Source organism: Nguyenibacter vanlangensis (assembly GCF_038719015.1).
Lineage (GTDB): Bacteria > Pseudomonadota > Alphaproteobacteria > Acetobacterales > Acetobacteraceae > Gluconacetobacter > Gluconacetobacter vanlangensis.
Genome location: NZ_CP152276.1, coordinates 4,054,460 through 4,079,013, shown reverse-complemented (window position 1 = coordinate 4,079,013; position 24,554 = coordinate 4,054,460). Strand labels below are relative to the sequence as shown.

Annotated in this window: 24 protein-coding genes, 3 tRNA genes, 1 pseudogene and 1 riboswitch; of the genes and pseudogenes, 8 read left to right on the top strand and 20 right to left on the bottom strand. The window is 66.5% G+C overall.

The window, feature by feature from the left end; translation table 11 throughout:
- Nucleotides 1-257 precede the first annotated feature (257 nt).
- Nucleotides 258-470, bottom strand: a complete 213-nt coding sequence (locus AAC691_RS19070) for a hypothetical protein (RefSeq protein WP_342628096.1) — start codon at nt 468-470, stop codon at nt 258-260.
- A gap of 222 nt (nt 471-692) precedes the next feature.
- Here AAC691_RS19070 and AAC691_RS19065 point away from each other — a divergent pair, with 222 nt between their 5' ends.
- Together AAC691_RS19065 and AAC691_RS19060 are read left to right on the top strand one after the other, a co-directional pair.
- The gene (locus AAC691_RS19065; RefSeq protein ID WP_342628095.1) at nt 693-929 is read left to right on the top strand and encodes a type II toxin-antitoxin system CcdA family antitoxin; all 237 of its coding nucleotides are present in this window, start codon (nt 693-695) and stop codon (nt 927-929) included.
- Nucleotides 929-1,234 carry a CcdB family protein gene (locus AAC691_RS19060; RefSeq protein ID WP_176640519.1) on the top strand — a complete coding sequence of 102 codons (306 nt, stop codon included), beginning with the start codon at nt 929-931 and terminating at the stop codon, nt 1,232-1,234. The genes AAC691_RS19065 and AAC691_RS19060 overlap by 1 nt, the downstream gene beginning before the upstream one ends.
- Before the next feature lie 93 nt (nt 1,235-1,327).
- Here AAC691_RS19060 and AAC691_RS19055 read toward each other — a convergent pair.
- A pseudogene (locus tag AAC691_RS19055) lies at nt 1,328-1,537 on the bottom strand (hypothetical protein); the annotation flags it as partial.
- 300 nt (nt 1,538-1,837) lie between these two features.
- Nucleotides 1,838-1,911, bottom strand: a tRNA-Gly gene (locus tag AAC691_RS19050).
- 263 nt (nt 1,912-2,174) lie between these two features.
- Between AAC691_RS19050 and AAC691_RS19045 the strand changes: the two genes are divergently transcribed.
- From AAC691_RS19045 to nusG, 3 genes are all read left to right on the top strand, one after another.
- A tRNA-Trp gene (locus AAC691_RS19045) sits at nt 2,175-2,251 on the top strand.
- Between the two features lie 132 nt (nt 2,252-2,383).
- Nucleotides 2,384-2,578 carry a preprotein translocase subunit SecE gene (secE, locus tag AAC691_RS19040; protein ID WP_176640517.1) on the top strand — a complete coding sequence of 65 codons (195 nt, stop codon included), beginning with the start codon at nt 2,384-2,386 and terminating at the stop codon, nt 2,576-2,578.
- Between the two features lie 10 nt (nt 2,579-2,588).
- Nucleotides 2,589-3,119, top strand: coding sequence for a transcription termination/antitermination protein NusG (gene nusG / locus AAC691_RS19035; RefSeq protein ID WP_176640516.1), 531 nt, complete (start codon nt 2,589-2,591; stop codon nt 3,117-3,119).
- Nucleotides 3,120-3,188: 69 nt separating this feature from the next.
- On the opposite strand, the gene AAC691_RS19030 is transcribed toward nusG, so the two are convergent.
- The 3 genes from AAC691_RS19030 to AAC691_RS19020 are packed head-to-tail and all read right to left on the bottom strand — an operon-like array spanning nt 3,189 to nt 7,000.
- The gene (locus tag AAC691_RS19030) at nt 3,189-3,830 is read right to left on the bottom strand and encodes a PqiC family protein (RefSeq protein WP_323990120.1); all 642 of its coding nucleotides are present in this window, start codon (nt 3,828-3,830) and stop codon (nt 3,189-3,191) included.
- A gap of 3 nt (nt 3,831-3,833) precedes the next feature.
- Nucleotides 3,834-5,519: an intermembrane transport protein PqiB gene (locus tag AAC691_RS19025; RefSeq protein ID WP_176640426.1), complete on the bottom strand. Its 1,686-nt coding sequence runs from the start codon at nt 5,517-5,519 to the stop codon at nt 3,834-3,836.
- Nucleotides 5,516-7,000: a paraquat-inducible protein A gene (locus tag AAC691_RS19020; RefSeq protein ID WP_176640425.1), complete on the bottom strand. Its 1,485-nt coding sequence runs from the start codon at nt 6,998-7,000 to the stop codon at nt 5,516-5,518. Before AAC691_RS19020 ends, AAC691_RS19025 begins: the two co-directional genes overlap by 4 nt.
- A 91-nt stretch (nt 7,001-7,091) precedes the next feature.
- On the opposite strand from AAC691_RS19020, the gene AAC691_RS19015 reads away from it, so the two are divergent.
- A tRNA-Thr gene (locus AAC691_RS19015) sits at nt 7,092-7,166 on the top strand.
- A 158-nt stretch (nt 7,167-7,324) separates the two neighbouring features.
- Here AAC691_RS19015 and AAC691_RS19010 read toward each other — a convergent pair.
- The 5 genes from AAC691_RS19010 to AAC691_RS18990 all read right to left on the bottom strand — a co-directional run bounded on the left by AAC691_RS19010 (nt 7,325) and on the right by AAC691_RS18990 (nt 13,206).
- Complete coding sequence (locus AAC691_RS19010; RefSeq protein WP_342628093.1) at nt 7,325-8,101, bottom strand: glycosyltransferase family A protein; 777 nt, start codon at nt 8,099-8,101, stop codon at nt 7,325-7,327.
- Entirely contained in the window at nt 8,098-9,411 is a 1,314-nt protein-coding gene (locus AAC691_RS19005; protein WP_342628092.1) for a hypothetical protein, read from the bottom strand. Before AAC691_RS19005 ends, AAC691_RS19010 begins: the two co-directional genes overlap by 4 nt.
- A complete protein-coding gene (locus AAC691_RS19000) occupies nt 9,411-10,829 on the bottom strand; it encodes a polysaccharide pyruvyl transferase family protein (protein ID WP_342628091.1) in 1,419 nt (472 codons plus the stop codon). Before AAC691_RS19000 ends, AAC691_RS19005 begins: the two co-directional genes overlap by 1 nt.
- A gap of 246 nt (nt 10,830-11,075) precedes the next feature.
- Nucleotides 11,076-12,512, bottom strand: coding sequence for an ATP-binding protein (locus AAC691_RS18995; protein WP_342628090.1), 1,437 nt, complete (start codon nt 12,510-12,512; stop codon nt 11,076-11,078).
- The gene (locus tag AAC691_RS18990) at nt 12,490-13,206 is read right to left on the bottom strand and encodes a response regulator transcription factor (protein WP_342628089.1); all 717 of its coding nucleotides are present in this window, start codon (nt 13,204-13,206) and stop codon (nt 12,490-12,492) included. The genes AAC691_RS18995 and AAC691_RS18990 overlap by 23 nt, the downstream gene beginning before the upstream one ends.
- 227 nt (nt 13,207-13,433) lie before the next feature.
- Here AAC691_RS18990 and AAC691_RS18985 point away from each other — a divergent pair, with 227 nt between their 5' ends.
- Complete coding sequence (locus AAC691_RS18985) at nt 13,434-14,420, top strand: sulfite exporter TauE/SafE family protein (RefSeq protein WP_342628088.1); 987 nt, start codon at nt 13,434-13,436, stop codon at nt 14,418-14,420.
- Nucleotides 14,421-14,445: 25 nt separating this feature from the next.
- On the opposite strand, the gene AAC691_RS18980 is transcribed toward AAC691_RS18985, so the two are convergent.
- From AAC691_RS18980 to AAC691_RS18955, 6 genes are all read right to left on the bottom strand, one after another.
- Nucleotides 14,446-15,483 carry a glycosyltransferase family 1 protein gene (locus tag AAC691_RS18980; protein ID WP_342628087.1) on the bottom strand — a complete coding sequence of 346 codons (1,038 nt, stop codon included), beginning with the start codon at nt 15,481-15,483 and terminating at the stop codon, nt 14,446-14,448.
- An 87-nt stretch (nt 15,484-15,570) separates the two neighbouring features.
- Nucleotides 15,571-16,401, bottom strand: coding sequence for a UDP-2,3-diacylglucosamine diphosphatase (locus tag AAC691_RS18975; RefSeq protein WP_342628086.1), 831 nt, complete (start codon nt 16,399-16,401; stop codon nt 15,571-15,573).
- A 116-nt stretch (nt 16,402-16,517) separates the two neighbouring features.
- Nucleotides 16,518-17,321, bottom strand: coding sequence for an ABC transporter ATP-binding protein (locus AAC691_RS18970; protein WP_408906018.1), 804 nt, complete (start codon nt 17,319-17,321; stop codon nt 16,518-16,520).
- The gene (locus AAC691_RS18965) at nt 17,318-18,322 is read right to left on the bottom strand and encodes an iron ABC transporter permease (RefSeq protein ID WP_342628084.1); all 1,005 of its coding nucleotides are present in this window, start codon (nt 18,320-18,322) and stop codon (nt 17,318-17,320) included. Before AAC691_RS18965 ends, AAC691_RS18970 begins: the two co-directional genes overlap by 4 nt.
- Complete coding sequence (locus AAC691_RS18960; protein ID WP_342628083.1) at nt 18,319-19,254, bottom strand: ABC transporter substrate-binding protein; 936 nt, start codon at nt 19,252-19,254, stop codon at nt 18,319-18,321. The genes AAC691_RS18965 and AAC691_RS18960 overlap by 4 nt, the downstream gene beginning before the upstream one ends.
- Nucleotide 19,255: 1 nt before the next feature.
- On the bottom strand, nt 19,256-21,283 hold the full coding sequence (locus AAC691_RS18955; protein WP_408906112.1) for a TonB-dependent receptor plug domain-containing protein: 2,028 nt from the start codon (nt 21,281-21,283) through the stop codon (nt 19,256-19,258).
- Nucleotides 21,284-21,458: 175 nt separating this feature from the next.
- Nucleotides 21,459-21,695: riboswitch (cobalamin riboswitch) on the bottom strand.
- A gap of 160 nt (nt 21,696-21,855) precedes the next feature.
- Here AAC691_RS18955 and AAC691_RS18950 point away from each other — a divergent pair.
- Nucleotides 21,856-22,488, top strand: coding sequence for a histidine phosphatase family protein (locus AAC691_RS18950; protein WP_342628081.1), 633 nt, complete (start codon nt 21,856-21,858; stop codon nt 22,486-22,488).
- Here the strand turns inward: AAC691_RS18950 and bluB are convergent.
- From bluB to AAC691_RS18935, 3 genes are read right to left on the bottom strand one after another with little or no spacing between them, the layout of a single operon-like run.
- The gene (gene bluB / locus AAC691_RS18945; RefSeq protein ID WP_342628080.1) at nt 22,478-23,140 is read right to left on the bottom strand and encodes a 5,6-dimethylbenzimidazole synthase; all 663 of its coding nucleotides are present in this window, start codon (nt 23,138-23,140) and stop codon (nt 22,478-22,480) included. The two genes, AAC691_RS18950 and bluB, sit on opposite strands and share 11 nt — an antisense overlap.
- Before the next feature lie 42 nt (nt 23,141-23,182).
- Nucleotides 23,183-23,710 (bottom strand): iron transporter, encoded by a 528-nt coding sequence (locus AAC691_RS18940; protein ID WP_342628079.1) that lies wholly within the window; start codon nt 23,708-23,710, stop codon nt 23,183-23,185.
- Nucleotides 23,711-23,732: 22 nt separating this feature from the next.
- The gene (locus AAC691_RS18935; RefSeq protein WP_323990104.1) at nt 23,733-24,554 is read right to left on the bottom strand and encodes an FTR1 family protein; all 822 of its coding nucleotides are present in this window, start codon (nt 24,552-24,554) and stop codon (nt 23,733-23,735) included.

Below are 24,554 nucleotides of genomic sequence, written 5' to 3'. Positions count from 1 at the left end.
CCGTTCGCCACGTCCGAAAGGTACGAGCATATAACGGAGACGACGCATTCACCGTACCGGATCATATGTCCAAGCGCAGGCGGCGGGCAGCGTCGCGAGCCCGGCGACAATCTGTATTAAAAATGGTCGGCCAGCAAGAAAAACCATGAGCGGCGGCAATGAACACCAGCACACGCTGAACCAGCTCTCAATTTCGTCCATCATCAACCTGTGATTTTCCCCGTTCGGGCTGAAGACACCGCCACATGCACGCCTGACTACGCCACAGTACGTAGCGTGCCGACACACACCGACAATCCATTGTAAATGCCTGATTTTTTCTGATTGAGCTGCGTTTTCCGGCGCGTAATGGTGCTGTCCTCTCCAGACGGAAAGGGCAGGACGATGACGGACAAAAGCCGCATATCGAACGCCGAGCCACAATCACCGGCCAACGATAACAAACCGCCGGACGTCAGCGAATCCGCCACTCCATCTCCAGCCATGACGGCGCGGACGGACGCACTGATCCTCGTCCTGGCCCGCCTGCCGGGACGGCAAATCGTTCGCGAGGAATTCGAACGCCGGATGGCGAGGTTGCCAATGACAACGAACCGCCGCCGGGCGAGGCCGCCCCAATTCAGCAAGGCGTGGAAGATCCTTGAAATGCGCATTCTCTATGCGCATATTGGCTGCTGGAAGGAGTCCATGCAATGTCAGCAACACCCGGCGCCAGACGCGCCACCAATATCACCCTGCCCACGCATCTCCTGACGGAAGCACGCAGTCTGGGCCTCAACGTCTCGCAGGCCTGCGAGCAGGGTCTTGTCGCGGCGCTCGCCGCCCGCAGGCGCGAAAACTGGCTCGCCGAGAACGGTGACGCGATCCAGTCCTGGAACGAGCATGTCGAGACGCACGGCCTGCCGCTGGCCGACTATCGGGCGTTCTGATGGCGCGTCTCGATGTCTATCCCATGCCGGGCAAACATCGCGCGGGGTATGTGGTCGATGTTCAGGCGGAACTCCTGTCCAAACTGGCAACCCGGATGGTCGTTCCCCTGATCCCGGCCTCCGATGCGCCGCCACCGATCAGCGAGCTGAATCCGATTATCGAGATAGAGGATGTGCCGCACGTCCTGCTGACGCAGGCTTTGGCAAGTGTTCCGTTCTCGGAACTCCGTAAGCCCGTCTGTTCCATCGATAGCCATCACGATGCCATCACGCGTGCGCTGGATATTCTGTTCGTTGGCTTCTGAGATAATGCTGCGCATTGAATTCGGAGCATCTGACCGAACCCAGGTGCGAATCTTCTTCGCCACGCCGAGGGCACCACGCCGTTCGACCTTGCTAAGCGCATCGCGCAGGTGATCACGACGGACATCGTAGATCGACAGCTTGCCCAGAACAGGCGGCACGTCCTTGCCAAAGATGCGTTCCACCTGAGACAGCCCAGTCCGGCGCCCATGACGCAGGGATAAGCAGCTCTGCTTTTCCTGCCAGCAGTAGCGAAAATGCCACGATTTTGCCCCCACCCGAAGGCACGTAGAGGGCCAGCCCATCGCCATCGGCAAGCGAATACGCGGCCATCGCGGGCTTTGCCTGCCTGACGGCGAAATCGGAGAGTGCCATGCGTCCATTTCCGTCCCGATGCGCGGATCAGGACGGATGGTTTCCCTGCGCTCTCTATCTTCTCCACCAACAAACCGGCATTCGCCGTAACCGCAAAAATGGCCTCAATCTCGGCCTTAAATCGCGGTGCTTTGGGGAGCTTTCCACGGACCTCGGTGGAACTTGACCCGACGGTAGCCCTTCGGTCTCAAGCCATTGAGGAACTTAGCGGACATCCATGGAACATAATTTGGAGCGGGCGAAGGGAATCGAACCCTCCTCAGAAGCTTGGAAGGCTACTGCATTACCACTATGCTACGCCCGCTCAGCAGCGCCTTCATAGCCCCGAACCGTTCCCGGCGGCAAGCCCCGCGCCCATCCCGGATACAGACCCGCTATCGGAGACCGGAATCCTCCATGCCCGGCCATCGACGGCGGGGAGGCGCCGGGGAGGCGACAAGGAATCGCATCCACCCCCTTGACTTTGGATGCCGGGCATACTCTTTTCCGCAACCTGCGCCGGGTTCGCACGGGTGGCCAAGACAGCGTGTTTCCGCTATCCGTTGGTCGACGCCGAAGGCGGCATGCAGGGGTGTAGCTCAATTGGCTAGAGCGCCGGTCTCCAAAACCGGAGGTTGGGGGTTCGAGACCCTCCACCCCTGCCATCCGCGCCGGTCGGGACAGACCCGTCCGGTCCGGGTCCGATGCCCCCGACATGCAGCGAGTGGTTTTCGGCCCCTGTCCGCCGGTTTCGTCGGATGGGATGCCGTGTGGTGGTGTTACGAGAAGGGTGTTTCGTGTCGGTCAGTCCCGCGAAATTTGTGCAAGAAGTCCGCGCCGAAGCGGGCAAGGTCACGTGGCCCACGCGTCGCGCCACTCTGGTGACGACGGGGGCCGTCCTGGCGATGGCCGCCATGACGTCGGTATTTTTCTTTGTCGTCGACCAGATCATCGGCCTGGGCGTACGGGAACTCTTTGGGCTGGGAGGCTGAGGAACGGACCATGGCAAAACGTTGGTACGTGGTTCACGTCTATTCCGGCTTCGAGAAGAAGATCGCCCAGCACATCAAGGAACAGGCGGCGCAGAAGGGCCTGTCCGACCATTTCGGCGACATCCTCGTGCCGTCCGAAGAGGTGGTCGAGGTGCGGCGCGGCCAGAAGGTCAGCGCCGAGCGGAAATTCTTCCCGGGCTACGTGCTGGTCAACATGGAACTGACCGACGAGGCGTGGCACCTGGTCAAGGACACGCCCAAGGTCACCGGCTTCCTGGGCAGCAAGACCCGTCCGTCGCCGATTCCCGCTGCCGAGGCCGAACGGATCATGAAGCAGGCGCAGGAAGGCGTGGAACGCCCCCGCCCTTCGGTCACGTTCGAGATCGGCGAGCAGGTGCGCGTGTCCGACGGCCCGTTCACCTCGTTCAACGGCACGATCGAGGAAGTGGACGAGGAAAAGGCGCGCCTGAAGGTCAGCGTCTCGATCTTCGGCCGCTCGACGCCGGTCGATCTCGAATACAGCCAGGTCGAGAAGCTCTGAAATTTCGTGTCCCGTCACGAAAAAAGGCGCCGCGAGGCGCCTTTTTTCGTTTGGCCCGCCCGCTCGGGCTCAAGCCGCCGGCAGCGCGCGCAACTGCGCCGCCGCCTGGTCCGCGACCTGCCCCAGCAGGGCGCTCAGCGCCGCCACCATGGCCCCGGTCCCGGATCCGGAAATCGGCCCGGCCAGCGACAGCGCGCCGGCGGCACCTCCCGCCCCCGGCCGGTGCACGCCCAGGCTGCCGGCCAGCACGGCGAAGCCGCGCGAATCGCCGGCAAAGCGGGTAACGCTCAGTTCCACCACCGCCTGCGGCACGGTGGCCACCGCATCGTTCTGGGCGAAGACCGCGCTGCCCGGCAGGCGCTGCTGCAGGTCGGTGGCCAGGACATGGGCGATCATGCCCGGCAGCGACTCGCTCCAGGCCGCGCCGCCGGCCAAGCGCACCCGGTACGCCTCGTCGCTGCGCACGATCCGGTCGCGATCCAGCGACAGGGCGACCGTGGGGGTGCGGATTTCGATCACCGCCGGCGCGCCCCCCTGGGCCGTCCCCGGCCAGGGCGCCAGGGCGTAGAAAGCGGGATCGGACGAACAGGCCGCCAGCGGCGCCGCGCCGGCCAGCAGGCCGAGTCCGGCCTGCAGAACCCCTCGGCGCGACGCCGAACGGCCGGAGAAGGGGCCGGATAAAGACCCGGGCGACATGCCAGGCAACGTCATCGACTAGCGTCCCGTAATCAGCGCCGAAGGATGGCGATTGAGGAAATCGGTCAGAAACCGCACCGAGCGCGCGGTCTCGTCCAGTTGCACCAGCATCTGCTGCAGATCGCGATGGAAATCGGTGTCGCCGCCATAGCTGGCCAGCAGCAGGTTCGCGTTCTTCAGCGCGCCATCCAATTGCGCGCTCATCTGCGGCAGGCGCTGCAGCAGCGGATGCATGCCGCTGCGCGCATCGCTGGTCAGACCCTGCACGCTGCGCAGCGAATCGCGCAGGGCGACGATCGCCTGGCGGAGTTCGGGGCTGTTGATCCGTGCGTCCGAATGGGCCAGCAGGCTGTTCAGGTTGTCGCCCACCTGCGTCAGCGGCAACGCCGCGATCTTGTCCGCGACGGTCGAGAGCGAATCCATGACGCCGCTCATCCCCCCCGCCTTGCTGGGGATGACCAGGGCCGTGCCCTCGACCGCGACGGTGGCCGGCGGCGCGTTCCTGACGAAATTCAGGTCGATCATCGCCTCGCCGGTCAGGAAGCTGGCGGTATCGACCGAAGCCCGCAGCCCGTTATCGACCAGCGCCCGCACCAGTTCAGGCCCGGCGCCACGGTGGATCTCGCCGGCCGCCAGAATGCGTTCCGGCTGGATTTCCATGCCGACGCGCACCCGGGCGGTGCCGGCCTTTTGGTCCAGGTCCAGCTTCACGCCGGTCACGGTTCCGACCTGGATGCCGAACATCGTCACCTGCGCGCCGACCGCCAGGCCCGACACCGAATTGGTCAGATAGGTCGCCAGCGACAGCCGCTCGCGATAGCCGGCATTGTCGGCCTCTTCCTGGCTGCCGTACAGGCGGAAGACGGAATCGCGCGGCGCCCCGGGGGCCGATTGCCCGATACGCTGCGGCGACAGGCCGAAGGCGACCCCGCCCGAGAACAGCGCCTGGATCGATTGCAGCTTGACCTTCAGCCCTCCGGCCCCGAACCCGACCTGCACGCCCGAGACGTTCCAGAAACGCGTATCGGTCCGCAGATAGCTGTCATAGGGCGAACGGATGAAGAGCTGGATCAGGATCGGCCCGACCCCGCCCGGCGGCATGGTATAGCCCAGCACTTCCCCCACATCGACGTCGCGGAAGAAGACCGGCGCGCCCGGACCGATCGACCCCAGCGACCCGGTGATCAGCGTATAGGTGCTGCCCGGCTCGTCCGACCGCAGGCCGGGCGGGGATTCCAGGCCGGTGAAGTCCGTGGTGCTGGTCCCGCCGGGCTCGCCAGGGTCCATCGCGATATAGGCCCCCGACAGCAGCGTCTCCAGCCCGGTGACGCTGGCGCCGTTCAGGCGCGGCCGCACCACCCAGAACCGCGCATGGTCGGTCAGCATCGGCGCGGCATTGGCGCTCATGCGCACGCGGACCTCGACATGGCGCATGTCGGGGGTCAGGCGCACATTCTGCACCGTGCCCAGCGTCACGGACTTGTTCTTGACCTGGGTCTGGCCGGCGGTCAGCCCGTCGCCGGTATCGAAGGTAAGGGTGATTTCCGGCCCGCGCCCCTCGAACCCCTTCCAGCCCAGATAGAGGGCGATGGCCAGCGCCACCACCGGAACCAGCCAGACGATCGAAAAACGGTATTTGCGGGCCGAAGCCCGGGGCGGGACAGGGCGCCGGCCTCCGGGAAAATCTTGGGGGTCGTCCGTCACGCCTGCTTCGGCTCCATCGTTCCGCTCTCTGTCGCTCCGTCCTCCGCCATGGCCTTGCCGGGACGCGCCTGCACGACGGCGGACGGCACGCCGTCGGGCGACGGGCCGTTCAGGCCGGCCGCGTCCCACATCACCCGCGGGTCGAAGCTGGATGCCGCGAACAGGGTCAGGACGACCACCGCGGCGAAAGACACCATGCCGGCATTCGCCGTGACGTTGGCCAATGAATTGAACCGCACCACCGCCACCAGGATCGAGACCATGAACACGTCGATCATCGACCAGCGGCCGATAATGTCAACCAGGTGGAACAGGCGCGTCCGCTGCACCAGGGCGAAGGACGAGCCGCGCCAGGTGCAGACCACCATCCAGCTCAGACTGACGATCTTGAGCATCGGCACCGCGATGCTGGCGAAGAACACCAGCAGCGACAGCGGCACCATGCCGTCCTGCCACAGTTCGATCGCCCCCTCGATGATCGTATGGCTGCCGCCCCCGCCGATCTTGAAGAAGGTCATGACGGGATAGAGGTTGGCCGGGACATAGAAGACGATCGCCGCGATCAGGAACGCGGTGGTGCGCGCCAGCGTCTCGGGCGCCCGCCGCCAGACCCGATGGTCGCAACGCGGACAGACCCCGACGCAGCGCAGGTTGCTGACCGGTTCGTTCAGCTCGCCCACCAGGCCGCAGGATTGGCAGGCCACCAGATGGCTGGGCGGCGGCATGGCGATCGTGTCGATATGGGCGAAGCGCACATGCACCCGGCGCCCATCCTCCATCCGGGTCACGGAATCGACGCGGCGATGGCGCCAGATCAGTTCGGTATCCAGGGTGGAATCGGTGGCCGCCATGGTCAGCATCAGCGCCGAGATCAGATAGACGGCGGGCCCCACATCGACATGGGCCAGGTCGGTCAGCTTGGTATAGGCGACGAAGATCCCCAGGACATAGACCTCGATCATCGACCAGGGACGCAGCTTCTCGTACCATACCAGCAGATGGGGGGCCCAGTCGGGCAGCGCGCGGCGGCTGGCCGCATACAGGATGGCGAACATCATGCCGATGACGACGGCCGGGGCGATCACCGTCACCAGCCCGACCAGGATCCCGGCCTCGCCCCATCCCTCATGCAGCAATTCCATCGGGCCGGTCACCAGGTCGACCGTGCGCTCGCGCCCATAGACGTCCAATGTCATCAGCGAGGACGCCAGCGCCGCCAGGTACAGCGCGCAGGAACTGATGCAGAAGGCCAGGGGCGTCTGCAGCGGCGAGGTCCGCCGCCGCCATTCCAGCGTCTGCCCGCAGCGGGCACATGCGGCCAGTTGGCCCGGCTGCAGCGCGGGCATGCGCTGGAACATCCCGCAGCCCCGGCACTCGACCAGCCCGCCGATCGTCCAGACATGCCGCATGGCCGCCGGCCGCTGCGGCCAGCCGGCCGCACGGCGAAAACGGGAAGCCCGGGCAGAGATCGTCTCGCTCATCACATGCCGCACTATAATTCAATTTCGTGACGGAGATAGTCATTCAACATATTGCGGGCATGCCGCAAGTCGGATATAGCGCACGCGTCGTGCCGACATAGCTCAGGGGTAGAGCAACTGATTCGTAATCAGTAGGTCCTCGGTTCAAATCCGAGTGTCGGCACCAGATTTCCATGTGAAACAGCCCGACGCACCCCGACGCCGAGACGTGTCGGCGTCTTAAAGCATTTCCACTGAACACCGGTTCAGTGGAAATGCTTTAAGTTATTGTTTTATCGAGCATCTTCACCCGTCCAAACGAATTCCGTCTGAATGGGATCCGCTCTATATCTGAAGCCAGGGATGCCGCATGATCATTTCGATACGTATGCGATCATGATTGGCGGCCGTATCGGTGCGCAGCATCGAGGTGCCATGCACCCGATAGCGGCAAAGGATCTGCGGCACATAGGCGGCCTTCATGCCCGCTTCGATGAACTTGCACCAGAACTCATAGTCCTCCCACCCGCCCTGGACATGGGAATAGCCTCCGACCTCTTCCCATGCCGACCTGGAAATCAGGGCCATGGCATCGACGTAGTTTCCGTAACGGAAACGCCCCTTGTCCCAGAAATCCGCATAGCCCAGGCGCCGCTCTTCACCGAAAAACTCGAGCTGCGTATATGCCGCGTCATACTCGCGGAACTGGACGAATTCATAAAGCTTCGACAGCGCTCGCGGATAGATCTGATTGTCCGCATCCATGACGAAAACAGGATCGGTGCGCGCATGGAAGAATGCCGTATTCCGCGCTTCCGCCAGCCCCTGATTGCGCCGATGACGCAGGAGAGTCGTCCGCCGGAAACGGTCGTGATGCTCCTTCATCCACCCTGTGACGACATCGACGGGCGCCGATGTCGTGGAGCAATCGTCCACCACGATCAGATCGATGTTCCGGTGAGTCTGCTCATGGATGGATTCCAGGCATTCGATGATAAATTTATCGTAATTATATAGGCTTACGGCGACCGTGATGCAGTCGAGCTCGGTATGCGGACTCCGGCACTCTTCAAACAGGACGTCGAAGGGTATCAGGCGTGGACAGGTTCGCTTGAACATCATCCGCCCCTCCTGATCTTGGACAGGATAAAATTGAGCGCCATTCGGGTGCGATTTCTTCGTTGCTCTTCATCGAAGATCAGATCAGAAGAGCCGGCGATCAGACGCAGCGCCGTCTTCTGCCCGTCTTCGTCACGCAGGATCCAGTCGACCAGATTGGGGATATGGCGCGCATCTTCTTCAAAATAATGCACACCGGGCTTGAAACGGGGATGCGGCAGACAATGGTCGGTCACGACCAGGGATCCCATCGCCATTCCTTGGCGAACCATTCTGTGCCACTCGAAATAGCAGAACTCGTCCCTGTGGATATTCAGACTGATTTTCGAGCATCGCGCGACATGGGTCGCCACTCGGGTCAGCGCGCGTTCGTTGAATTTCCTGCCCACCGGCCCATGCATCTGGTGCCGATAATGGATGCAGGTCTCGTATCGCGAAAATGGCGCGCTGCATCGGGCGAGAACGTCATCGCGCCTCGGACTGTTCGAACCGAAGAAATTAATATCGATCGGGCGCTCGAACCACGTCCTGTATTTTACCGAAACGTTCCTGGCACTCCGCGGCAGGACTTTCACCAGAGGATGCTCCGCATCCTGCCGGCTCAACGGGGCGACATCCCCCTCCAGCCCCGGCTCCCAATGCATGGCCGGAATGTCCGCATTCTGAAAGAGCGCCGCCGACGAGGCCGAAATATCGAAAATTCCCTTTGCCATCAGAAGCGCAGGAAAAGCGGATGCAAACCAGCTACTGGGAATCTGCTCGGTGTTGTACATGAAGGCGTCGCGGATATTCGCGTCGCTCAGCCAGCGCCGTCCTTGCCCGATCAAGAAGAACTCATGCGGGGCCATGTAGATCGCGATCGCAGTCTTGTCGGGAACGGCGGTCTCGTCCAGCAAGCGCACCGGTATCTCCAGTTCCGCAATATTGCGGCCCAGATCCTCGGCGATTTCCTTCATGAAGATGTTCCCGCGGGAACTGGTATAGATGGCCACGCCCCTGCGGCGAAGGTAACGCGCATCGTCCTCGGACAGGCCCGTCTCCACGGCCGGATCGAGATATTCGGCCGCCACGAGCGCCCGCGCGATCGCAGGCCCCTTGAATAACTGCCGGCCCTCCCAAGCTCCGAACAGAAGCGCGTGGTGATAGGGGCTCTCTTTTATATCCCGGTGAAGATCGTGATAATCCGCCGCCGAGAAATACCCGATCCGCTTCAGCCGCTCCGTGGCCACATCGGCCAGGGCGCGCGAAATATAGGGCATGCGCTCGCTGACTCCAGCCGGCCGCATGGCTGAGACGATCTCCGGACTCGACATCACGTATTTCCCCGCATCCAGCCACGAACGCGCCCGGGAATCATTTCCCCGACATTCCGGAGCGATGCCGTGACCCGCCAGGACGTCGATGAACGCAGCACGCTGATCTCACGCTGCAGATGACGGATGTTCTCCTCCAGGCCCACGATCTTGCGGGCCGCATCGGCACGCAGCCGCGCCTCATCGGCGCGCAGCCTCTCTTCGCGCTGCTGCTCGTTGCGCAGGTCCGCCTCCAACGCATCCCTGGCTTCCAGGATTTCTTCGAACTGATGCCGCTGCAGCTCGATCTGCCGATCGGTCTGGCTGCGCAGCGCCACCTCTCTGGCCAGGCTCTCGCGATAATGCGCCAATTCCTCCTGGGTCCGCATCAGGTTCTGCGTGGCGACGGAAAGGGCGGATGCTCCATCAGCCAGCTCTCCTTCCAGAAGACCGGTTTTCTCGTCATATTCCGCTTTGGACCGTACAAGGGCGTCCTGAAGCTCAGAAACCGATTTCTGCAGGTCGCTTATCGTTCCGACATAGTCCAGTTCCGATCCGGCGGGTGCGAGCTCGGGTCTCTCCGCAGCCGGCGCCTCGTCCTCCTCGACGGTCGGAAGCGTGTTGAAAAATTGCACGTTGGGGAAACGCACGGCCATCGAATGTTCATGGACCGCCCGATTCTTGAAATAGGCATTCGGGGCCAGAAAAACACGCTTTCCCAAAAAAGCCGATAATATCGAAATATGCAGGCGGTCCGTATATACTGATTCGAATTGGGAAAGAAACGCCGCCAAACTGGCGGTCACCTGGTGACAGAATACGGGCGACGTCCACAAATCGCCGTTCCAGGAAAGAGAAATATCCTGATTTTTCTCGGAAATGCGCGCGACTCCGGCCGCTTCCCCGTCCGTCCGCAGCGCCTGAAGGGTTCCCTTGCCCGGCGTGAGATAACGGGAAAAATACGTATCGTCCGCGAAGAAGGTGACGTCATGCGATAAATGCGTGCGTTCCGGATTCGCACCGTTCAGCAAGGCCAGCCGCCACGACACAGCATCGCGGCAAAAAACGGTCAGGCTTCCGAATGTCTGCTCCAGGATGGACGAAAAACCCACGATACTGTGAGGGAGCAACACGACGCGATTGCGTGCGACATGCCGTTGAATCAGGTCATAAACGTCATGATACCGGCCTTCGATCAGGTTTCCGCCGCCTCCGATCAGGACAAGTGCATCCTCGACGGTATCCGACTGCGGATGAGAGATATATTTTATATTGAAATGCTCAAAAAGATGATAAGTTATACTCGAAATAAATCCGTCACCGGCATTTCCTGATTTAGGAAAAAAATGAACGGTCGACCCTTCTATGGATTTAAGGAACTTTATAAAGGGATCGTCCAATAATTGATCATATATCCCCAACTTGCCGCCTAACGTCATGTTATCTTTATCCAAACAGGAACGGTACTGTCATATCGCGGCCATCCCGACCGAGAACTCTCCCCGAATCGGACCAAAACACATGCCGAGTCAATGTGATACCATTGATGTTCGATCTCACTGCGTGCTCCGGATCCTGCCTCGTGTTCATATTTTGCCATACGAAACACGATTCGGTCCATCGATTGGACAAGGCGCCGCCCTACCGGATCGGCGGCCGGAGACCGTGGCTTCCGCCGCGACGGGTCAGGCCGCCGGGCTGCGCGGCGAGTCGCCGGCCGCAGCGTCATCGGGCAGGATGATCGTGCAGCGCAGGCCGGGACGATTGTCCGACAGGCTGATCGTCCCGCCATGCAGCCGCACGATCGCCCGCACCAGGCTCAGCCCCAGCCCGCTGCCGGGCACCGAGCGGCTGGCATCCAGCCGGACGAACCGCTGAAAGACGCGCTCGCGGGCGTCGGGCGGAATGCCCGGCCCGTCATCGGCCACCACCAGCAGGATCCTGCCGTCCGCCAGCCGTCCGTCGAGGGAAATCCGGCTGCCGGCGGGCGTGTGGTTGATGGCGTTTTCCACTAGGTTGGACAGCATCTGCATCAGCAGGACCGGATCGCCGGCGACGGTGCCGGGCACCGGCCCGGGCACGATCAGGACCTGCCCCCGGTCCTCGGCCACCGGGCCATAGAGGTCCGTGATCCGGCGGGTCAGGTCGTCCAGGCTGACTCGGGCGCAGGTGCCGGTCGAAATCTCCGCCTCGATCTGCGACAGGCGCAGCAGCGAGGAAAAGGTCTCCAGCGCCGCGTCCAGGTCGCCCAGCGCGTCCTCGATCGTGTCGCGGGCCGCATCGGGCAGGCGCTCGGCCAGGGCGGCGGCCTCCAGCCGCCGGCGCAGACGCGACAGCGGACGGCGCATGTCGTGGGCGATGTCGTTGGACACCTGCTGCAGGCTGGAGATCAGGCGCTCGTTGCGCTCGAGCATGGCATTGAGGCTGTGCGCCAGGTGGTCGAATTCGTCATCCGCGCCCTGATAGGGAATCCGCTGCGCCATGTCCCCGCTCATGATCCGGCGCGCGGTCACGCTGATCGTCTCGATCCGGCCGAGGATGATGGTGCTGAGGATCATCCCGCCGCCCACCCCCAGCACCGAGAATCCCACCAGGCTCCATCCCACGATGATCCAGAAATCGCGCCGCAATTCGGTCAGGGAGCGTGCATTCAACCCGACGAAGAAATAGCCGCCGTCATTCAGCAGCACGCCCTCGCCGTAGATCGCGCTTTCCGGTTCGCCATAAAGCTGGCGGTGCGCCCGCGACAGCCAGCGGCTGCCCGGCTGGGGGCGCAGATGCAGCATGTTGCCGGCCAGCACCCGGTTGGCGCCGTCTTCCAGCAGATAGAAGAAATCCGGCTCATGGCGGACCAGGTTCTGGACCACCGGCCGGAAATGCGCCAGGTCCATCCCCCCGGCGGCCGAGATGACCTCGGTCCGCTCGGCCCGGACGGCCCGGCGGATCTGTTTTTCCAGCGAATGCTGGCTCTGCAGCCCCGACAGCAGGATCGCCAGCGCGCCCGACAGCATCAGAAAGCCGGCGAACAGCAGCACGATCCGGAAGGACAGGCTGGAGGTGATGCGATAGAGCGCGTCCAGCCTGCCCCTAACCGCCCCCCTAACCGCCACGGGAATGGTCAAGATCCACGTCCCTCAGGATATAGCCGACACCGCGGACCGTTTGGATCAGTTGCCGTCCGTCGTGACCCAGCTTGTCGCGCAGGCGGCTGATATGGGTTTCGACGATATTGGTACGCACGGGGAAATCCACGTTCCAGGCATAAAGCAGCAGCATCTGCCGCGACAGGACCGTTCCCGGGTTGCGCATGAAATATTCCAGAATCTTCACCTCCTGCGGCTGCAGATGCAGCCTGTCGCCATAGCGCGTAACCTCGCGGGTCAGCAGGTCCAGCGTGATTCCCGCCATCCGCAGGGTGGTGACATGCCGCGCCGGCCCCGCTCGCCGCAGCAGCACGGCCACCCGGGCGGCCAGTTCCCGGACCGCGAACGGCTTGACCAGATAATCGTCCGCCCCTCCGCGCAGGCCGTCGACCCGGCTGGCGACGCCGTCCATGGTGGTCAGGAACAGCACGGGCGTGCGGATCCCGGCCTCGCGCAGGCGGACCAGGACGGCCATCCCGTCCATGCCCGGCAACATCCGGTCCAGCACGATGATGTCCCATTCACGCGAAAAGACCAGCGACAGCCCCTCGGTGCCGTTGGCCGCACAGGTGACGGCGATCCCGTCCTGCGCCAGGCCGTCGCGGACATAGGCGGCCGTATCGGGGTCGTCCTCGACCAGCAGCAGGCGCGGGGGCGGTTGGTCGTCCGTCATGGCTCGTCCGTCATGGGGCGCGGCACAATAGCGGCCGCCGCCCACCGCCCGTAAGGGCTGCCGGCAAAAGATTGGGGCTTTTTAAGAATCGTCGCCCGTTAAAGAACGTCGCCGGATACGCCGGAACGGACGATTGGGAGAATGTAAGCTGACAGGCTCTGCCGGAATCCGGCATCCTGCCCGCGCGGCCCGGCGCAGCGGGCCCGCCCGCGGGAGCCCGGACACCGATGCTGCTATGGAGCCTGATCTTTGCCGTCTCGACCCTCGCCTTCGGCCTCAGCGCGGTCTCGGGGGGCGGGGCCGGGCTGATCCTGATGCCGCTGCTGGGCCTGGCCGTTCCGGCCGCGCAGGTGCCGGCCGCCCTGTCGATCGGCACCGCCGCCAGTTCGCTGGCCCGCATCGCCGCGTTCCGGCGCGCGGTGCGCTGGGACGTGGTGCGGCATTTCGCCCCCACCGCCCTGCCCTTCGCCATGCTGGGCGCGTGGGCGCTCAGCCGCATGGACCCGGTCTATCTGAACCTGCTGCTGGGATTGTTCCTGGTGGGCAATGTGCCGCTGCTCTTTCGCAGGACGCCCCATATGGTGAACGGCAAGGGTGCGGATGGCGGGACGCCGCGCCAGGCCTGGCTGTCGGCCATCGGGGCGGCGGCGGGCTTCCTGTCGGGCTTTACCGGTGCGGTCGGACTGCTCTTCAACGGGTTCTATTACCGGCTGGGCCTGCGCAAGGAGGAAATCGTCGCGACCCGGGCGGCCAACGAGATCATGCTGCATCTGCTCAAACTGGCCCTGTACGGTGCGTTCGGCCTGCTGGACGCGCGGGGATTGGCCGCCGGCGCCGCAGTGGCCGCCGCCGCCATCCTGTCATCCCTGCTGATGCGCCGGATCCTGCCCTATCTGCACGAACGCCTGTTCCGCCATGTCGGCCATGTCGCGACCGTGGCGGCGGGGGTGGCCATGCTGGTCGCCGCGGGCGGGCAGATCGCCCGCCAGGATCGGCTCGCCCTGCATTATGCCCGCGCCCCCACGCAGATCGCGGCCTCGCTGTCCTGGCGGCGGCATGTCTTCGCCGTCGAATGGGAACCGCATGACGAGCTGGAACTCAGCCATTCCATCCGCGACTGGACTCTCGGCGACCGGCCCCGGGCCGCCGCTCCGCCGCACAGCTATATCCTGCATGTCTCGCCGCACAAGGGACTGTACGGCACCCGGATCTGAAGCCGGCGCCGCTGAATGACGCCCCTCAACGCGGCACACTCACCCCCTGCGCCCGGACGACGGCATCCAGGAACATCCGCGCGCAGGCATTCCAACTGAAGCGCGCGGCATGGGCCCGGCAGGCCGCGCGGTCGCCGTTCAGGGCGGCCAGGATGCCGGCCCGCAAATCCGGCCCGATCGCGCCGAGCGGGGACACACCCCGCGGCAGGATGTCGCGCGGTCCGGTCACGTCGAATGCCGCGACCGGCAGGCCGCAGGACAGGGCCTCCAGGATCACCAGCCCGAACGTGTCGGTCAGGCTGGGAAACACGAACACGTCGCTGGCGGCATAGGACGCCGCCAGGTCGGCGCCTTCCTTGTAGCCGGTAAAGACGACGCCGGGATAGCGCGCGGCGAGGTCCGCGCGGTCGGGCCCGTCACCGACCACGATCTTGGTGCCGGGCAGGTCCAGATCGAGGAACGCGGTCAGGTTCTTCTCGATCGCCACCCGGCCGACATAGAGCATGTACGGCCCCGGAACGCCGTACAGCGCCTGCCAGTCATGGCCGGCCGAGTCGGGGCTGAACCGGTCGGTATCCACACCCCGCGTCCAGCATTCCAGATGGCGGAAGCCGCGATCGCTCAACTCGCCCAGCATGCTGGGCGTCGGCACCAGGGTCAGCGCCGCGGCGCCGTGGAACCAGCGCAGGAACCCATAGGGCACGCGGGTCGGCAGCCCGCTCCGCGCCCGGATATATTCGGGGAACCGCGTATGGAACGACGAGGTGAAGCATCGCCCGTTGCGGATCGCCCAGCGCCGCGCGGCCAGCCCCAGCGGCCCCTCGGTCACGATATGGATCGCGTCGGGACCAAACGCCCCGATCAGCCGGCGCAACCGGCGATAGGGCAGCACGCTCAGCCGGATTTCCGGATAGGTCGGACAGGGGATGGTCCGGAACAGGTGCGGACCGATGACCGACACGGTCACCCCCATCGCGCGCAATTCGTCCGCCAGGCGCGACACGGTGCGCACCACGCCGTTGACCTGGGGATACCAGGCATCGGTGATCACAAGCAGGCGCAAGGCATGGTCCGCCGATACATGATCCGCCGACACACAATCCACCGATACGGGCCCGGCACGATCCAGAACCACGGCAGACGGCGTCATTCAGACGCCGGCCGGAAACAGCAGCGACGCCAGGCGCGATGCGTTCGCCGGCAGGCGGCGGCGCACATCGGTCATGTCCAGCAATTCCATGCTGCCGTCATGATGCTCGACCAGCGCGGTGCAGCTTTCGACCCAGTCGCCGTCATTCATGTACAGCACGCCGTCCAGGTCCTTGATGATGGCGTGGTGGATATGGCCGCAGATCACGCCGTCCATCCCGCGGCGCCTTGCCTCGTCCGCCACCGCGGTCTCGAACCGGTCGATGGCCATGACCGCGCCCTTGACCTGCCGCTTCAGCCATTTCGACAGCGAGCGATAGGGCAGGCCCAGCCGGCGGCGCACTAGGTTGAACCAGCGATTGACGATCAGCGCCGCCGTATAGGCCCGGTCGCCCAGCATCGCCAGGAACGGGGCATAGCGCACGACGCTGTCGAACTCGTCGCCGTGCAGGACCAGGAATTTCCTGCCCGCCGCGGTCACGTGCTCGGCCGTTTCGCACAGGCGGATGCCCGCGACCTCCAATTGATGCGGCAGCCAGCGGCGCAGGATCTCGTCGTGATTGCCGGGGATATAGACGATCTCGGTCCCCTTGCGGCCCATGCGCAGGATCTGGTTCACCACGTCATCGTGATGGCTGTTCCAGAACCAGGAGCGTTTCAGCTTCCATCCGTCGATGATGTCGCCGACCAGATAGAGACGTTCGCACGTCATGCCGCCCAGGAATTCCGACAGAAGATCCGCGCGGCAATCGCGCGTGCCCAGGTGTACGTCGGAAAGGAAGACGGTCCGGTAACTGGCCGACGCAAGCCGGTCGTTCAGAATCACGTTCATCGCGGACAGCACACCCAGATGAAAGACGGGCTTCTTCTACCCGGAACCGTCCATTACTTTTGTGTATCTTTCATGAAATCGGCGGCAGGGCGCGAGCCGCCCCGTGTTGCGCGCCCTCACTCCGTCAGCGACCAGGGGATGACCGCCTGGCCGATGCGCCGGACCGCGACACCATAGACCGCCTGCATGGCCATGTCGGTCAGGACGTCCTGCGGCAGGCCGTCCGCCACGACGCGCCCGGCCTGCATCAGCATCACCCGGTCGCAGAAGCGCGCCGCCAGCGCCAGGTCGTGCAGCACCACCGCCACCCCCGTCCCCCCCGCCGCCAGCCGCCGGAACGACGCCATGACGTTCAGCGCGTGCGCCGGGTCCAGGGCCGCGACCGGCTCGTCGGCCAGCAGATAGGCGGCTTCGACCGCCAGGGCGCGCGCCAGGCGCATCCGCGCCCGCTCGCCCCCCGACAGCATGCTGCCGGGCCGCGCGCGCAGGTCCAGCAGGTCCGTCTCGCGCAGCGCGCGGGTGATCGCCTCCCGGTCGCGGGCCCGTTCCGGATGGGCCCGGTGCGGCAGGCGGCCCAGCGCGACCAGGTCCTCGACCCGCATCGGCGGCGGCGGCACGTCCTCCTGCGGCAGGAAGGACAGGTGCCGGGCCCGCCATCCGGCCGCCGCCGCCGCCAGGTCGCGCCCATCCAGCACGGCGCCGCCCGCATCCGGCCGCTGCATGCCGGCCATGACGCGCAGCAAGGTGCTCTTGCCCGCGCCGTTCGGGCCGATCAGCCCCAGCACCTCGCCCGGCGCCAGCCGCGCCGCCGCATCGTCCAGGATCGTCCGCCCCGCCAGGGACAGGGTGGCGCCGCGCACATATAAGCCATCCCTGGGCAAACCATCCTTGGGCAGGCCATCCCTGGGCAGGCCGTTCATGACACGCCCCGGCGCATGGCGACCACCCGGTGGAAGAAGACCGGCGCGCCCATCAGCGCGGTGACCACGCCGATCTGCAATTCCGTGCCGCCCGACAGCAGCCGCACCGCCGCGTCCGAGACCAGCAGCAGCAACGCCCCGCCCAGCGCGGCCGGCAGCAGCAGCCGCGCGGGCTGGTGCCCGGTCAGCGGCCGCAGCAGATGCGGGATGATCAGCCCGACGAAGCCGATCGCCCCGCTGACCGCGACCGACGACCCGACCGCCAGCGCCGCGCCCAGGATCACCCGCGCCTGCACCCCGCGCGCGCCGCGCAGGCGAAAGCCCAGGCTTTCCGCCACCTCGTCGCCCAGCGCCAGCGCATCCAGCGCCCGCGCGGTCGTCATCATCAGGATCCAGCCGGCGATGATCCCGGGCAGGCTGACCCATACATGGGTGAAGGTCCGGTCGGTCAGCGACCCCATGACCCAGCGCATGATCTCGAACGACGCATAGGGGCTGGGCATCAGGTTCAGCGCCAGCGCCGTCAGCGCGGCGGCGAAGCTGCTCAGCGCGGCCCCGGCCAGCAGCAGGACCAGCGCCCCGCCCTGCCCCACCAGGCCCATCAGCAGCAGCACCGCCAGCAGCGCCCCGGCCAGCCCGCCCAGCGGCAGCATCAGCACCGACACCGCCGTCAGCCCGGTATAGAAGACCAGGACCGACCCCAGGGCCGCGCCGCCCGATACCCCCAATATGCCCGGATCGGCCAGCGGATTGCGCAGATAGCCCTGCAGCACCGCGCCGGACAGGCCCAGCGTGGCGCCGACCGACGCCGCCAGCAGGGCCCGCGGCAGGCGCAGCTCGCCCAGGATCACCGCGCCGGCGCTGTGCCGCCCCGCCAGCAGGTCGCGCAGCGCCGGCAGGAAGGCGATGCGGCTATCCCCCCAGGCCAGCGACAGCAGCAGCAACGCCAGGACGGCGCCGGCCAAGGCGCCCAGCAAGGGCAGGTCGCGGCGATCGATCATCGGCCGGCCTCCTGCGCCGGATCGGAATATTCCGGGGCGGGACGTTCCCCGGCGACATGCTCCAGGGCGAAATGCTCCAGGGCCTGGCGGGCCTGCGCCAGCCGGTCCAGCGTATCCAGCGTCTGCGGCAGCCCGCACAGCCACAGCCGGCCGGGCAGCGACAGGCGATGCGCGCCGGGAAAGGCCGCGCGCAGCGCCGGATGGTCCAACAGGTCCTGCGCCAGCGAGGTGCCGGTCTCCGAACGGATCAGCACCAGCAGGTCGGGCGGCCGGGCAATCAGATCCTCGATCGGCAGATAGGCCGCATGACGATGCCCCATGGTGGCGGCGAAGTTGCGGAACCCCGCATGGGCCAGCATATCGTCGGCCAATGTCCCCGTACCCGTCACGAAGCCGTTGGCGGCATAGAGCGCGGCGACCGGGTCGCCGCCCCCGGGCGCGGCCGGCCGGGCGATCGGCCGGGCGGCCAGGCGCCGTTCGAACGCGCCGGCCAGGGCGGCGCCCCGTTCGGGCACGCCGGCCGCCTCGGCCAGCGCGCGGAACTGGCCCGGTATGTCCGCCAGCCGCTCGGCCGGCGCGAACTGCACCACCGTCAAGCCGGCCTGGCGCGCCGCCAGCAGGGCGGTCATCGCCGTATAGTTTCCGCCGACCACCAGGTCGGGCCGGGCCGCCACCACGGCCTCGGCCGTCGGGCGGATCGTCGGCACCGCCCGCGCCGCATCGCACAACATCGAATAGGCGCAATCGCGCGCCAGCGGCGACAGGCCGGCGATGTCCTGCGGCGGGACCAGCAGCAGCAGCATCTGGTCGGTGCACAGGTTCAGCGAGACGATCCGGTGCCGCGCCGCCGCCCCCGCGCGCGCCATGGCCGGAATCGCCAGCAGCAGGGCGGCCATTACAGAGGCAAGCAGGGCGCGGGCGGGCAGGCGCATGTCAGTAGGCCAGCGTCACGCCGCCATAGCCGGCCCGGCCGGGCTGGAGATAGCCGATCGGATTTTCATATTGCCGGTTCAGCAGATTGTCGGCCCGCGCGAACACCGACAGGTGGCGGTTGACGCGATAGCGCGCGGCGATGTCGATAGTGACGTAGCCGGGGGCGCGGACATCGCTTTGCATGCCGTAGCGATCGACGTCGCGCCAATGGCTCAGGAACACCAGGCTGCCCGAGACCGTCAGGTCGCGCGTGGCGCGCCAGACGGGGCTGAAGCTGATCTTGTGTTCCGGCCGGCGCTGCAATTCCTGGCCCGTATCGGCATTTTTCGCGACCGTCCAGGTATAGTTCAGCATCAGGTCCAGCGTGTCCAGCGCCTTCCAGCCGATGAAGGATTCCACCCCATGCAGACGGGCCCGCGCGACATTGACATAGGTATAGTCATAGCCGGACAGCCCGGTGGTGATCAGGTTGTCGACCTTGCTCTGATACCAGGTCGCGCCCATCGTCAGCCGCCCGCGCAGCAGGCGCTGTTCGATGCCGGCATCATAGCCCAGCAGGCGCTCGGCCTTCAGGTTCGGATTGGCCAAAAAGAAATAGGCCGGATAGCTGACGAACAACTGGCTCAGCGACGGACCGTGATAGCCCGACCCGGCGCTGGCCTTGATGACCGTGCCGGTGCCGGGCACATGGATGGCGGGCGCCGCGCGCCACGTCACGTAATTGCCGTAGCGCGAATTGGAATCGTATCGGATGTTCGCCGCGCCGTACAGGATCTTGCGCCACTGGCCCTGATACTGGCCGTACCCGGCATTGGTATCGGTATGCGCCGAGATCGGGCTGTTCAGGATGGCCTCGTGGATATGTTCGGCCCCCACCAGCAGACTGCCCGCGCGGCCCAGGTCGGCGGTGCCGTGCCAGTCGATCTTCACCCGTTCGCCGCGATAGAAGCTGGGATTGCCGTCGTCCGGCCCCACCGGTTCGTCCACCGTCAGATCGCGGCTGCGATAGGCCGTGTAGCCCACGCCGAGAATCTGATCGAACCGCCCGCCGAACGAGCGCAGATGCGCCGTGCCGCGCACCACGGCCTCGTTCAGGTTCTGGGTGCTGCGGCCCTGGGTCGGCTCGGGGGGATAGGTGTTGTAGTCGCTGTCGACATAGCGGTACGTCGCCTGCGTCAGGTGCGCCGTCAGCCCCAGGTCGAAATTGTCGGTCACGTCATAGCCCAGGCGGATATTGGCCGAGCGATTGTCGTTGCCGTTGCCCGGCACGTTCAGCCCCGGCGGAATCAGCCGCGGCGGCGTCACCGGCACGCTGGAGACGTGGCTGTGGGTCAGATAGACCGAATAATGGAACCGCTGCCGACTGCCGCGCAGTCCCAGCGCCTCGCCGGTGGTGCCGAAACTGCCGCCCTCGACGCGCAGCGTGGCCTTCATCGGCCCCTCGCCCGCGATCGAGGTGATGTCGATGACCCCGCCCATCGCATCCGCGCCGTACAGGCCGCTTTGCGGACCACGCAGGATCTCCACCCGGCCGATCCCGTCGGTCAGGAACTGCGCGGCATCGAACGCGCCGTTCGGATTGCTGGGATCGTTGATGTCCATGCCGTCCAGCCGCACCTTCACTTCGTTGGCATTGGTGCCGCGCATGAAGATCGAGGTCGTGCCCCCCGGCCCGCCGGTCTGGACCAGGTTCAGCCCCGGCTCCTGCAGCAGCAGGTCGGGCAGGGTGCGACGCTGGCGCAGCGCGATGTCCGCTTCGGTAATGACGCTGACGCTGGTGCCGATCTCATCGATGCGAACGGGGCGGCGGGCGGCGCTGACGGTGACGGATTCCGGCAACTGGTCCCCGCCCAGCGCCACCCGGACATGCTGCGCGCCCATGGCGACATGGGCCGGAGCCGATGCCGGGGCCGATGCCGAAATCGGGGCCGAAGTCGGGGCCGCAACCGGCGCGCCGGGCCGCGCCGCGGCCTTCTCTTCCGCCGCATCGGGCGCCTGCGCCAGCGCGCCGTTCCAGCCGGCGAACATCCCGGCGGACAGGGCCGAGGCAAAGAAGGTCGAGCGGGACAGGACCTGTCGAAAATCGTGCATCAAGTTTCGTTCTCGTGACCATGCGCGATTGCCACGAGACGAGACGGGCCCGCCCTTCCCCCGGAACGGATCCCCAGCTCGCCCGTCGGATCACCCCGCCCGACGGTTCCCGGTCGCAATCAGTGCTGACGGCAGGTCTCCTGGCTTGCGGCAAGACGTTCCGCATGGCCTTCCCGGAGACGAGAACCCCAGTGGCCCCGGGCCCGAACGCCCGGCGATGCGTGAACATGCCGCTTACAGTTGCGGGGGCAGCCGCAGGATTGGACCGGCCGGCCCGCACTGCGTTCCCTTTTAATCCTCGCACGCCTTTTCATCCGCGCGCGACGGAACCATCGCGCCCTTCATAGAAGCTGCGCCCCGCCTGTCAAGAAATCCGCCTGTCAGGAAAATGGCGCGCCGCCGCCGCCCAGGCCGGATGGCCGCCGAAATCCGCTTTGACGGCCACCGGGCCGGCTGGCACGATCGCGGCCGACGGCGTCCTGCGCAGACGCGAGGTGAAGAAAGCGCCGATGACCCCACATCCCCCCGACGACCCGGCAGCCGGCATGCACCCGGCGCTGCCCTTCCTGCTGGTGCGTCACCCGCCGGTGCAGGTCGCGCCCGGTACCTGCTACGGGCGGCTGGACCTGCCGCCCCGCCCGGGATGGGAGGCCCGCGCCGACGGGCTGGCGGTGCTGGCGCGCGGGGCGGGCCTGCGCGTGCTGTACACCGCGCCGGCCGCGCGCTGCCACCTGCCGGCCCGGCGCGTCGCCGAACGGGCCGGGCTGGCGCTGCATGTCGATCCCCGCCTGGCGGAACTGGATTTCGGCGCGTGGGAGGGCTTGGCCTGGGCGCGGATCGACCGGGCCGCGCTGGATGCCTGGGCCGCCGACCCCGAAGGTTTCGCCCCGCCCGGCGGCGAGAGCGGCCATGCGCTGCGCCGGCGCGTCGGCGCGTTCTGGACGGACATGCTGCAGGCGGGCCGGCCGGCCGGCGTCATGACGCATGGCGGGCCGCTGCGCCTGCTCGACGGACTGGCCGCGGGACGCACGCCCCGCCTGCTGGACCCGCCGCCGCCGCAGGGCGCCGCGCGGCTGTTTTCCGTCGTCCCGGCGGAATACGGGCCGGGGACCGAACATGGCGGCCGGCGCCTCAGCGCATGATCCAGGCCCGGCGGGCGGGGTTGCGCCGCTCCCACCCCTGGCGTTCCAGCTCGGGGGAATCCGCCGGCGTTTCAGGATGGCCGACGCACAGATAGGCCAGGAAATTCCAGCCCGGCTCGGCCTCCAGGATGGCGGCGACGCGGGCGGGGTCCAGGATCGACACCCAGCCCACCCCCAGCCCCGCGGCGGTGGCGGCCAGCCAGAATGTATGGATGGCCATCACCGCCGACCAGGTCGTGGTCTGGGGCATGGTCCGGCGCCCCAGCCCGCGCCCCTGGGCAGGATCAGCGTCGCAGAATACCGCGACATGATGGGGCGCGCGATCCAGGCCCGCGAGCTTCAGCGCCGCATAGCGCGCGGCCTCCGCCCCCGTCCGGGCGGCCAGCGCGTCCGCGTTGCAGCGGGCGAAATCCGCCCGGACCGCCGCCCGGCGCGCCGGCGCCTCGACCCGCACGAAGCGCCACGGCTCGCTCAGCCCGACCGAGGGCGCCAGGCAGGCGGTCGCCAGCAGCCGGTCCAGCACCGCCGGGTCCACCGGATCGGTCCGGAAATGCCGCACGTCGCGCCGCCAGACGAACAGCCGATCCAGCGCGTCGCGAAAATCATCCGAAAAACCGGGGGGCATATCGGCGCCTCGGCCGGAATCGTTCATCACAGGGCCATCGTCCGACACCCCCTGGTGTCCTGCCCGAATTTATTTCTGCGGATAGGCGAAGGTGAAGGATTCGCCGAACGGGGCCCAGAAGCCCGGCGTGCCCGTCTCCTTGTCCACATGGTGCATGAAACCGTTCGCCTCGGGCGCGCCATAGCGGAATTCCACCGTATAGGTCCCCGGCCCGTCCATGCGGACATTGTCCGCGTAATGCGGGCCGTCCTTGGCGGTCATGGCGTGCAGCGTGCCCGTTGCCGTCCAGGGGCTGCCGGCGCGGGTCAGCCTGTAGGTGATCGTCAGGTACGGCACCCAGGCCCCGTCCGGAAAGCCCCAGACATTGTCGGCGGTGGCATGGATGTCGGTTTCCAGATGGATGGACCCGGGGCCGGTCGGCATGCCCGCCATCATCGGCGCGACCTCGACCCCCACCAGGTAATTGGCGGCGATCTCCATGTCATGGGCATAGACCGGGCCGCCGATCGGATATTCCCGCGCCAGCGCGGGCGCGGCCCTCAGCACGCCCCCCAGCGGCACGGCGAGCAGGAAGGCGGCAAGATTCCGGACCATCATCGTTTTTTTCTTCCTGATCAGGTTAAGCATCGGCACGGACGGGGCGGCGGCCGACCCGGTAGCCGGCCACCAGCAGCACCAGCAGCGTCACCGCCCAGGCCACCAGTTGCACGCCGGTGGGACGGTCGGAATAGCCGGTCAGCGCCTTGGCCGCCCGTCCCGCCATGCTGCCATCGGACAGCAGCCAGGACGAGTCCCAGATCTCATAGCCCAGGGCCGGGATCAGGTCGTCATTGGCCAGCAGGGCCGCCGCCTGGCTGGCCATACCCGCCGCCAGCACCGCGACCAGCAGCCCGGTGACGGTAAACAGATGCCGCATCGGGATCACCACCAGGCCGCGATACAGCGCCCAGGACAGCGCACCGCCGGCCGCCACCCCCAGCAGGCCGCCGCCCAGCATGGCTGCCGGGCCCGACCCGGTCGAAACCGCGATCCCGTACAGGAACAGCACGACCTCGACCCCCTCGCGCAGCACGGCGACGGCCACCACCACGGCCAGAGCGGGCAGCGAACGTGCCCCGCTGGCCACCGCGTCGCCCATGTCCCGCATGTCCCGCGCCAGTTCGCGGCCATGCCGGGCCATCCACACCGTGTGCCAGCCCAGCATGACGACCGCCAGGCACAGGATCGCCGCCGAAAACACGTCCTGCCCGTTGCCCGACAGCGCCTGCGACAGCGCCCCGGCGAACAGCGCGACGATCGCCGCCCCCAGCACCCCGGCCCCGATCCCGCCGGCGACCCACAGGCCGCGCCCGGCAATGCCACGCGTGGCGGCCAGCACGATGCCGACGATCAGCCCGGCTTCCATCACCTCGCGAAAGACGATCAGCAGACTGCCCAGCAT

Coding starts and splice junctions, on each gene's coding strand:
- AAC691_RS19065 (WP_342628095.1), top strand. CDS start 693: ATGTCAGCAACACCCGGCGCCAGACGCGCCACCAATATCACCCTGCCC.
- AAC691_RS19060 (WP_176640519.1), top strand. CDS start 929: ATGGCGCGTCTCGATGTCTATCCCATGCCGGGCAAACATCGCGCGGGG.
- nusG (WP_176640516.1), top strand. CDS start 2,589: ATGGCAAAACGTTGGTACGTGGTTCACGTCTATTCCGGCTTCGAGAAG.
- AAC691_RS19030 (WP_323990120.1), bottom strand. CDS start 3,830: ATGACGTTGCCTGGCATGTCGCCCGGGTCTTTATCCGGCCCCTTCTCC.
- AAC691_RS19020 (WP_176640425.1), bottom strand. CDS start 7,000: ATGAGCGAGACGATCTCTGCCCGGGCTTCCCGTTTTCGCCGTGCGGCC.
- AAC691_RS19010 (WP_342628093.1), bottom strand. CDS start 8,101: ATGATGTTCAAGCGAACCTGTCCACGCCTGATACCCTTCGACGTCCTG.
- AAC691_RS19005 (WP_342628092.1), bottom strand. CDS start 9,411: ATGTCGAGTCCGGAGATCGTCTCAGCCATGCGGCCGGCTGGAGTCAGC.
- AAC691_RS19000 (WP_342628091.1), bottom strand. CDS start 10,829: ATGACGTTAGGCGGCAAGTTGGGGATATATGATCAATTATTGGACGAT.
- AAC691_RS18990 (WP_342628089.1), bottom strand. CDS start 13,206: ATGACGGACGACCAACCGCCCCCGCGCCTGCTGCTGGTCGAGGACGAC.
- AAC691_RS18985 (WP_342628088.1), top strand. CDS start 13,434: ATGCTGCTATGGAGCCTGATCTTTGCCGTCTCGACCCTCGCCTTCGGC.
- AAC691_RS18975 (WP_342628086.1), bottom strand. CDS start 16,401: ATGAACGTGATTCTGAACGACCGGCTTGCGTCGGCCAGTTACCGGACC.
- AAC691_RS18970 (WP_408906018.1), bottom strand. CDS start 17,321: ATGAACGGCCTGCCCAGGGATGGCCTGCCCAAGGATGGTTTGCCCAGG.
- AAC691_RS18965 (WP_342628084.1), bottom strand. CDS start 18,322: ATGATCGATCGCCGCGACCTGCCCTTGCTGGGCGCCTTGGCCGGCGCC.
- AAC691_RS18960 (WP_342628083.1), bottom strand. CDS start 19,254: ATGCGCCTGCCCGCCCGCGCCCTGCTTGCCTCTGTAATGGCCGCCCTG.
- AAC691_RS18955 (WP_408906112.1), bottom strand. CDS start 21,283: ATGTTCGCCGGCTGGAACGGCGCGCTGGCGCAGGCGCCCGATGCGGCG.
- AAC691_RS18950 (WP_342628081.1), top strand. CDS start 21,856: ATGACCCCACATCCCCCCGACGACCCGGCAGCCGGCATGCACCCGGCG.
- bluB (WP_342628080.1), bottom strand. CDS start 23,140: ATGAACGATTCCGGCCGAGGCGCCGATATGCCCCCCGGTTTTTCGGAT.
- AAC691_RS18940 (WP_342628079.1), bottom strand. CDS start 23,710: ATGATGGTCCGGAATCTTGCCGCCTTCCTGCTCGCCGTGCCGCTGGGG.
- AAC691_RS18935 (WP_323990104.1), bottom strand. CDS start 24,554: ATGCTGGGCAGTCTGCTGATCGTCTTTCGCGAGGTGATGGAAGCCGGG.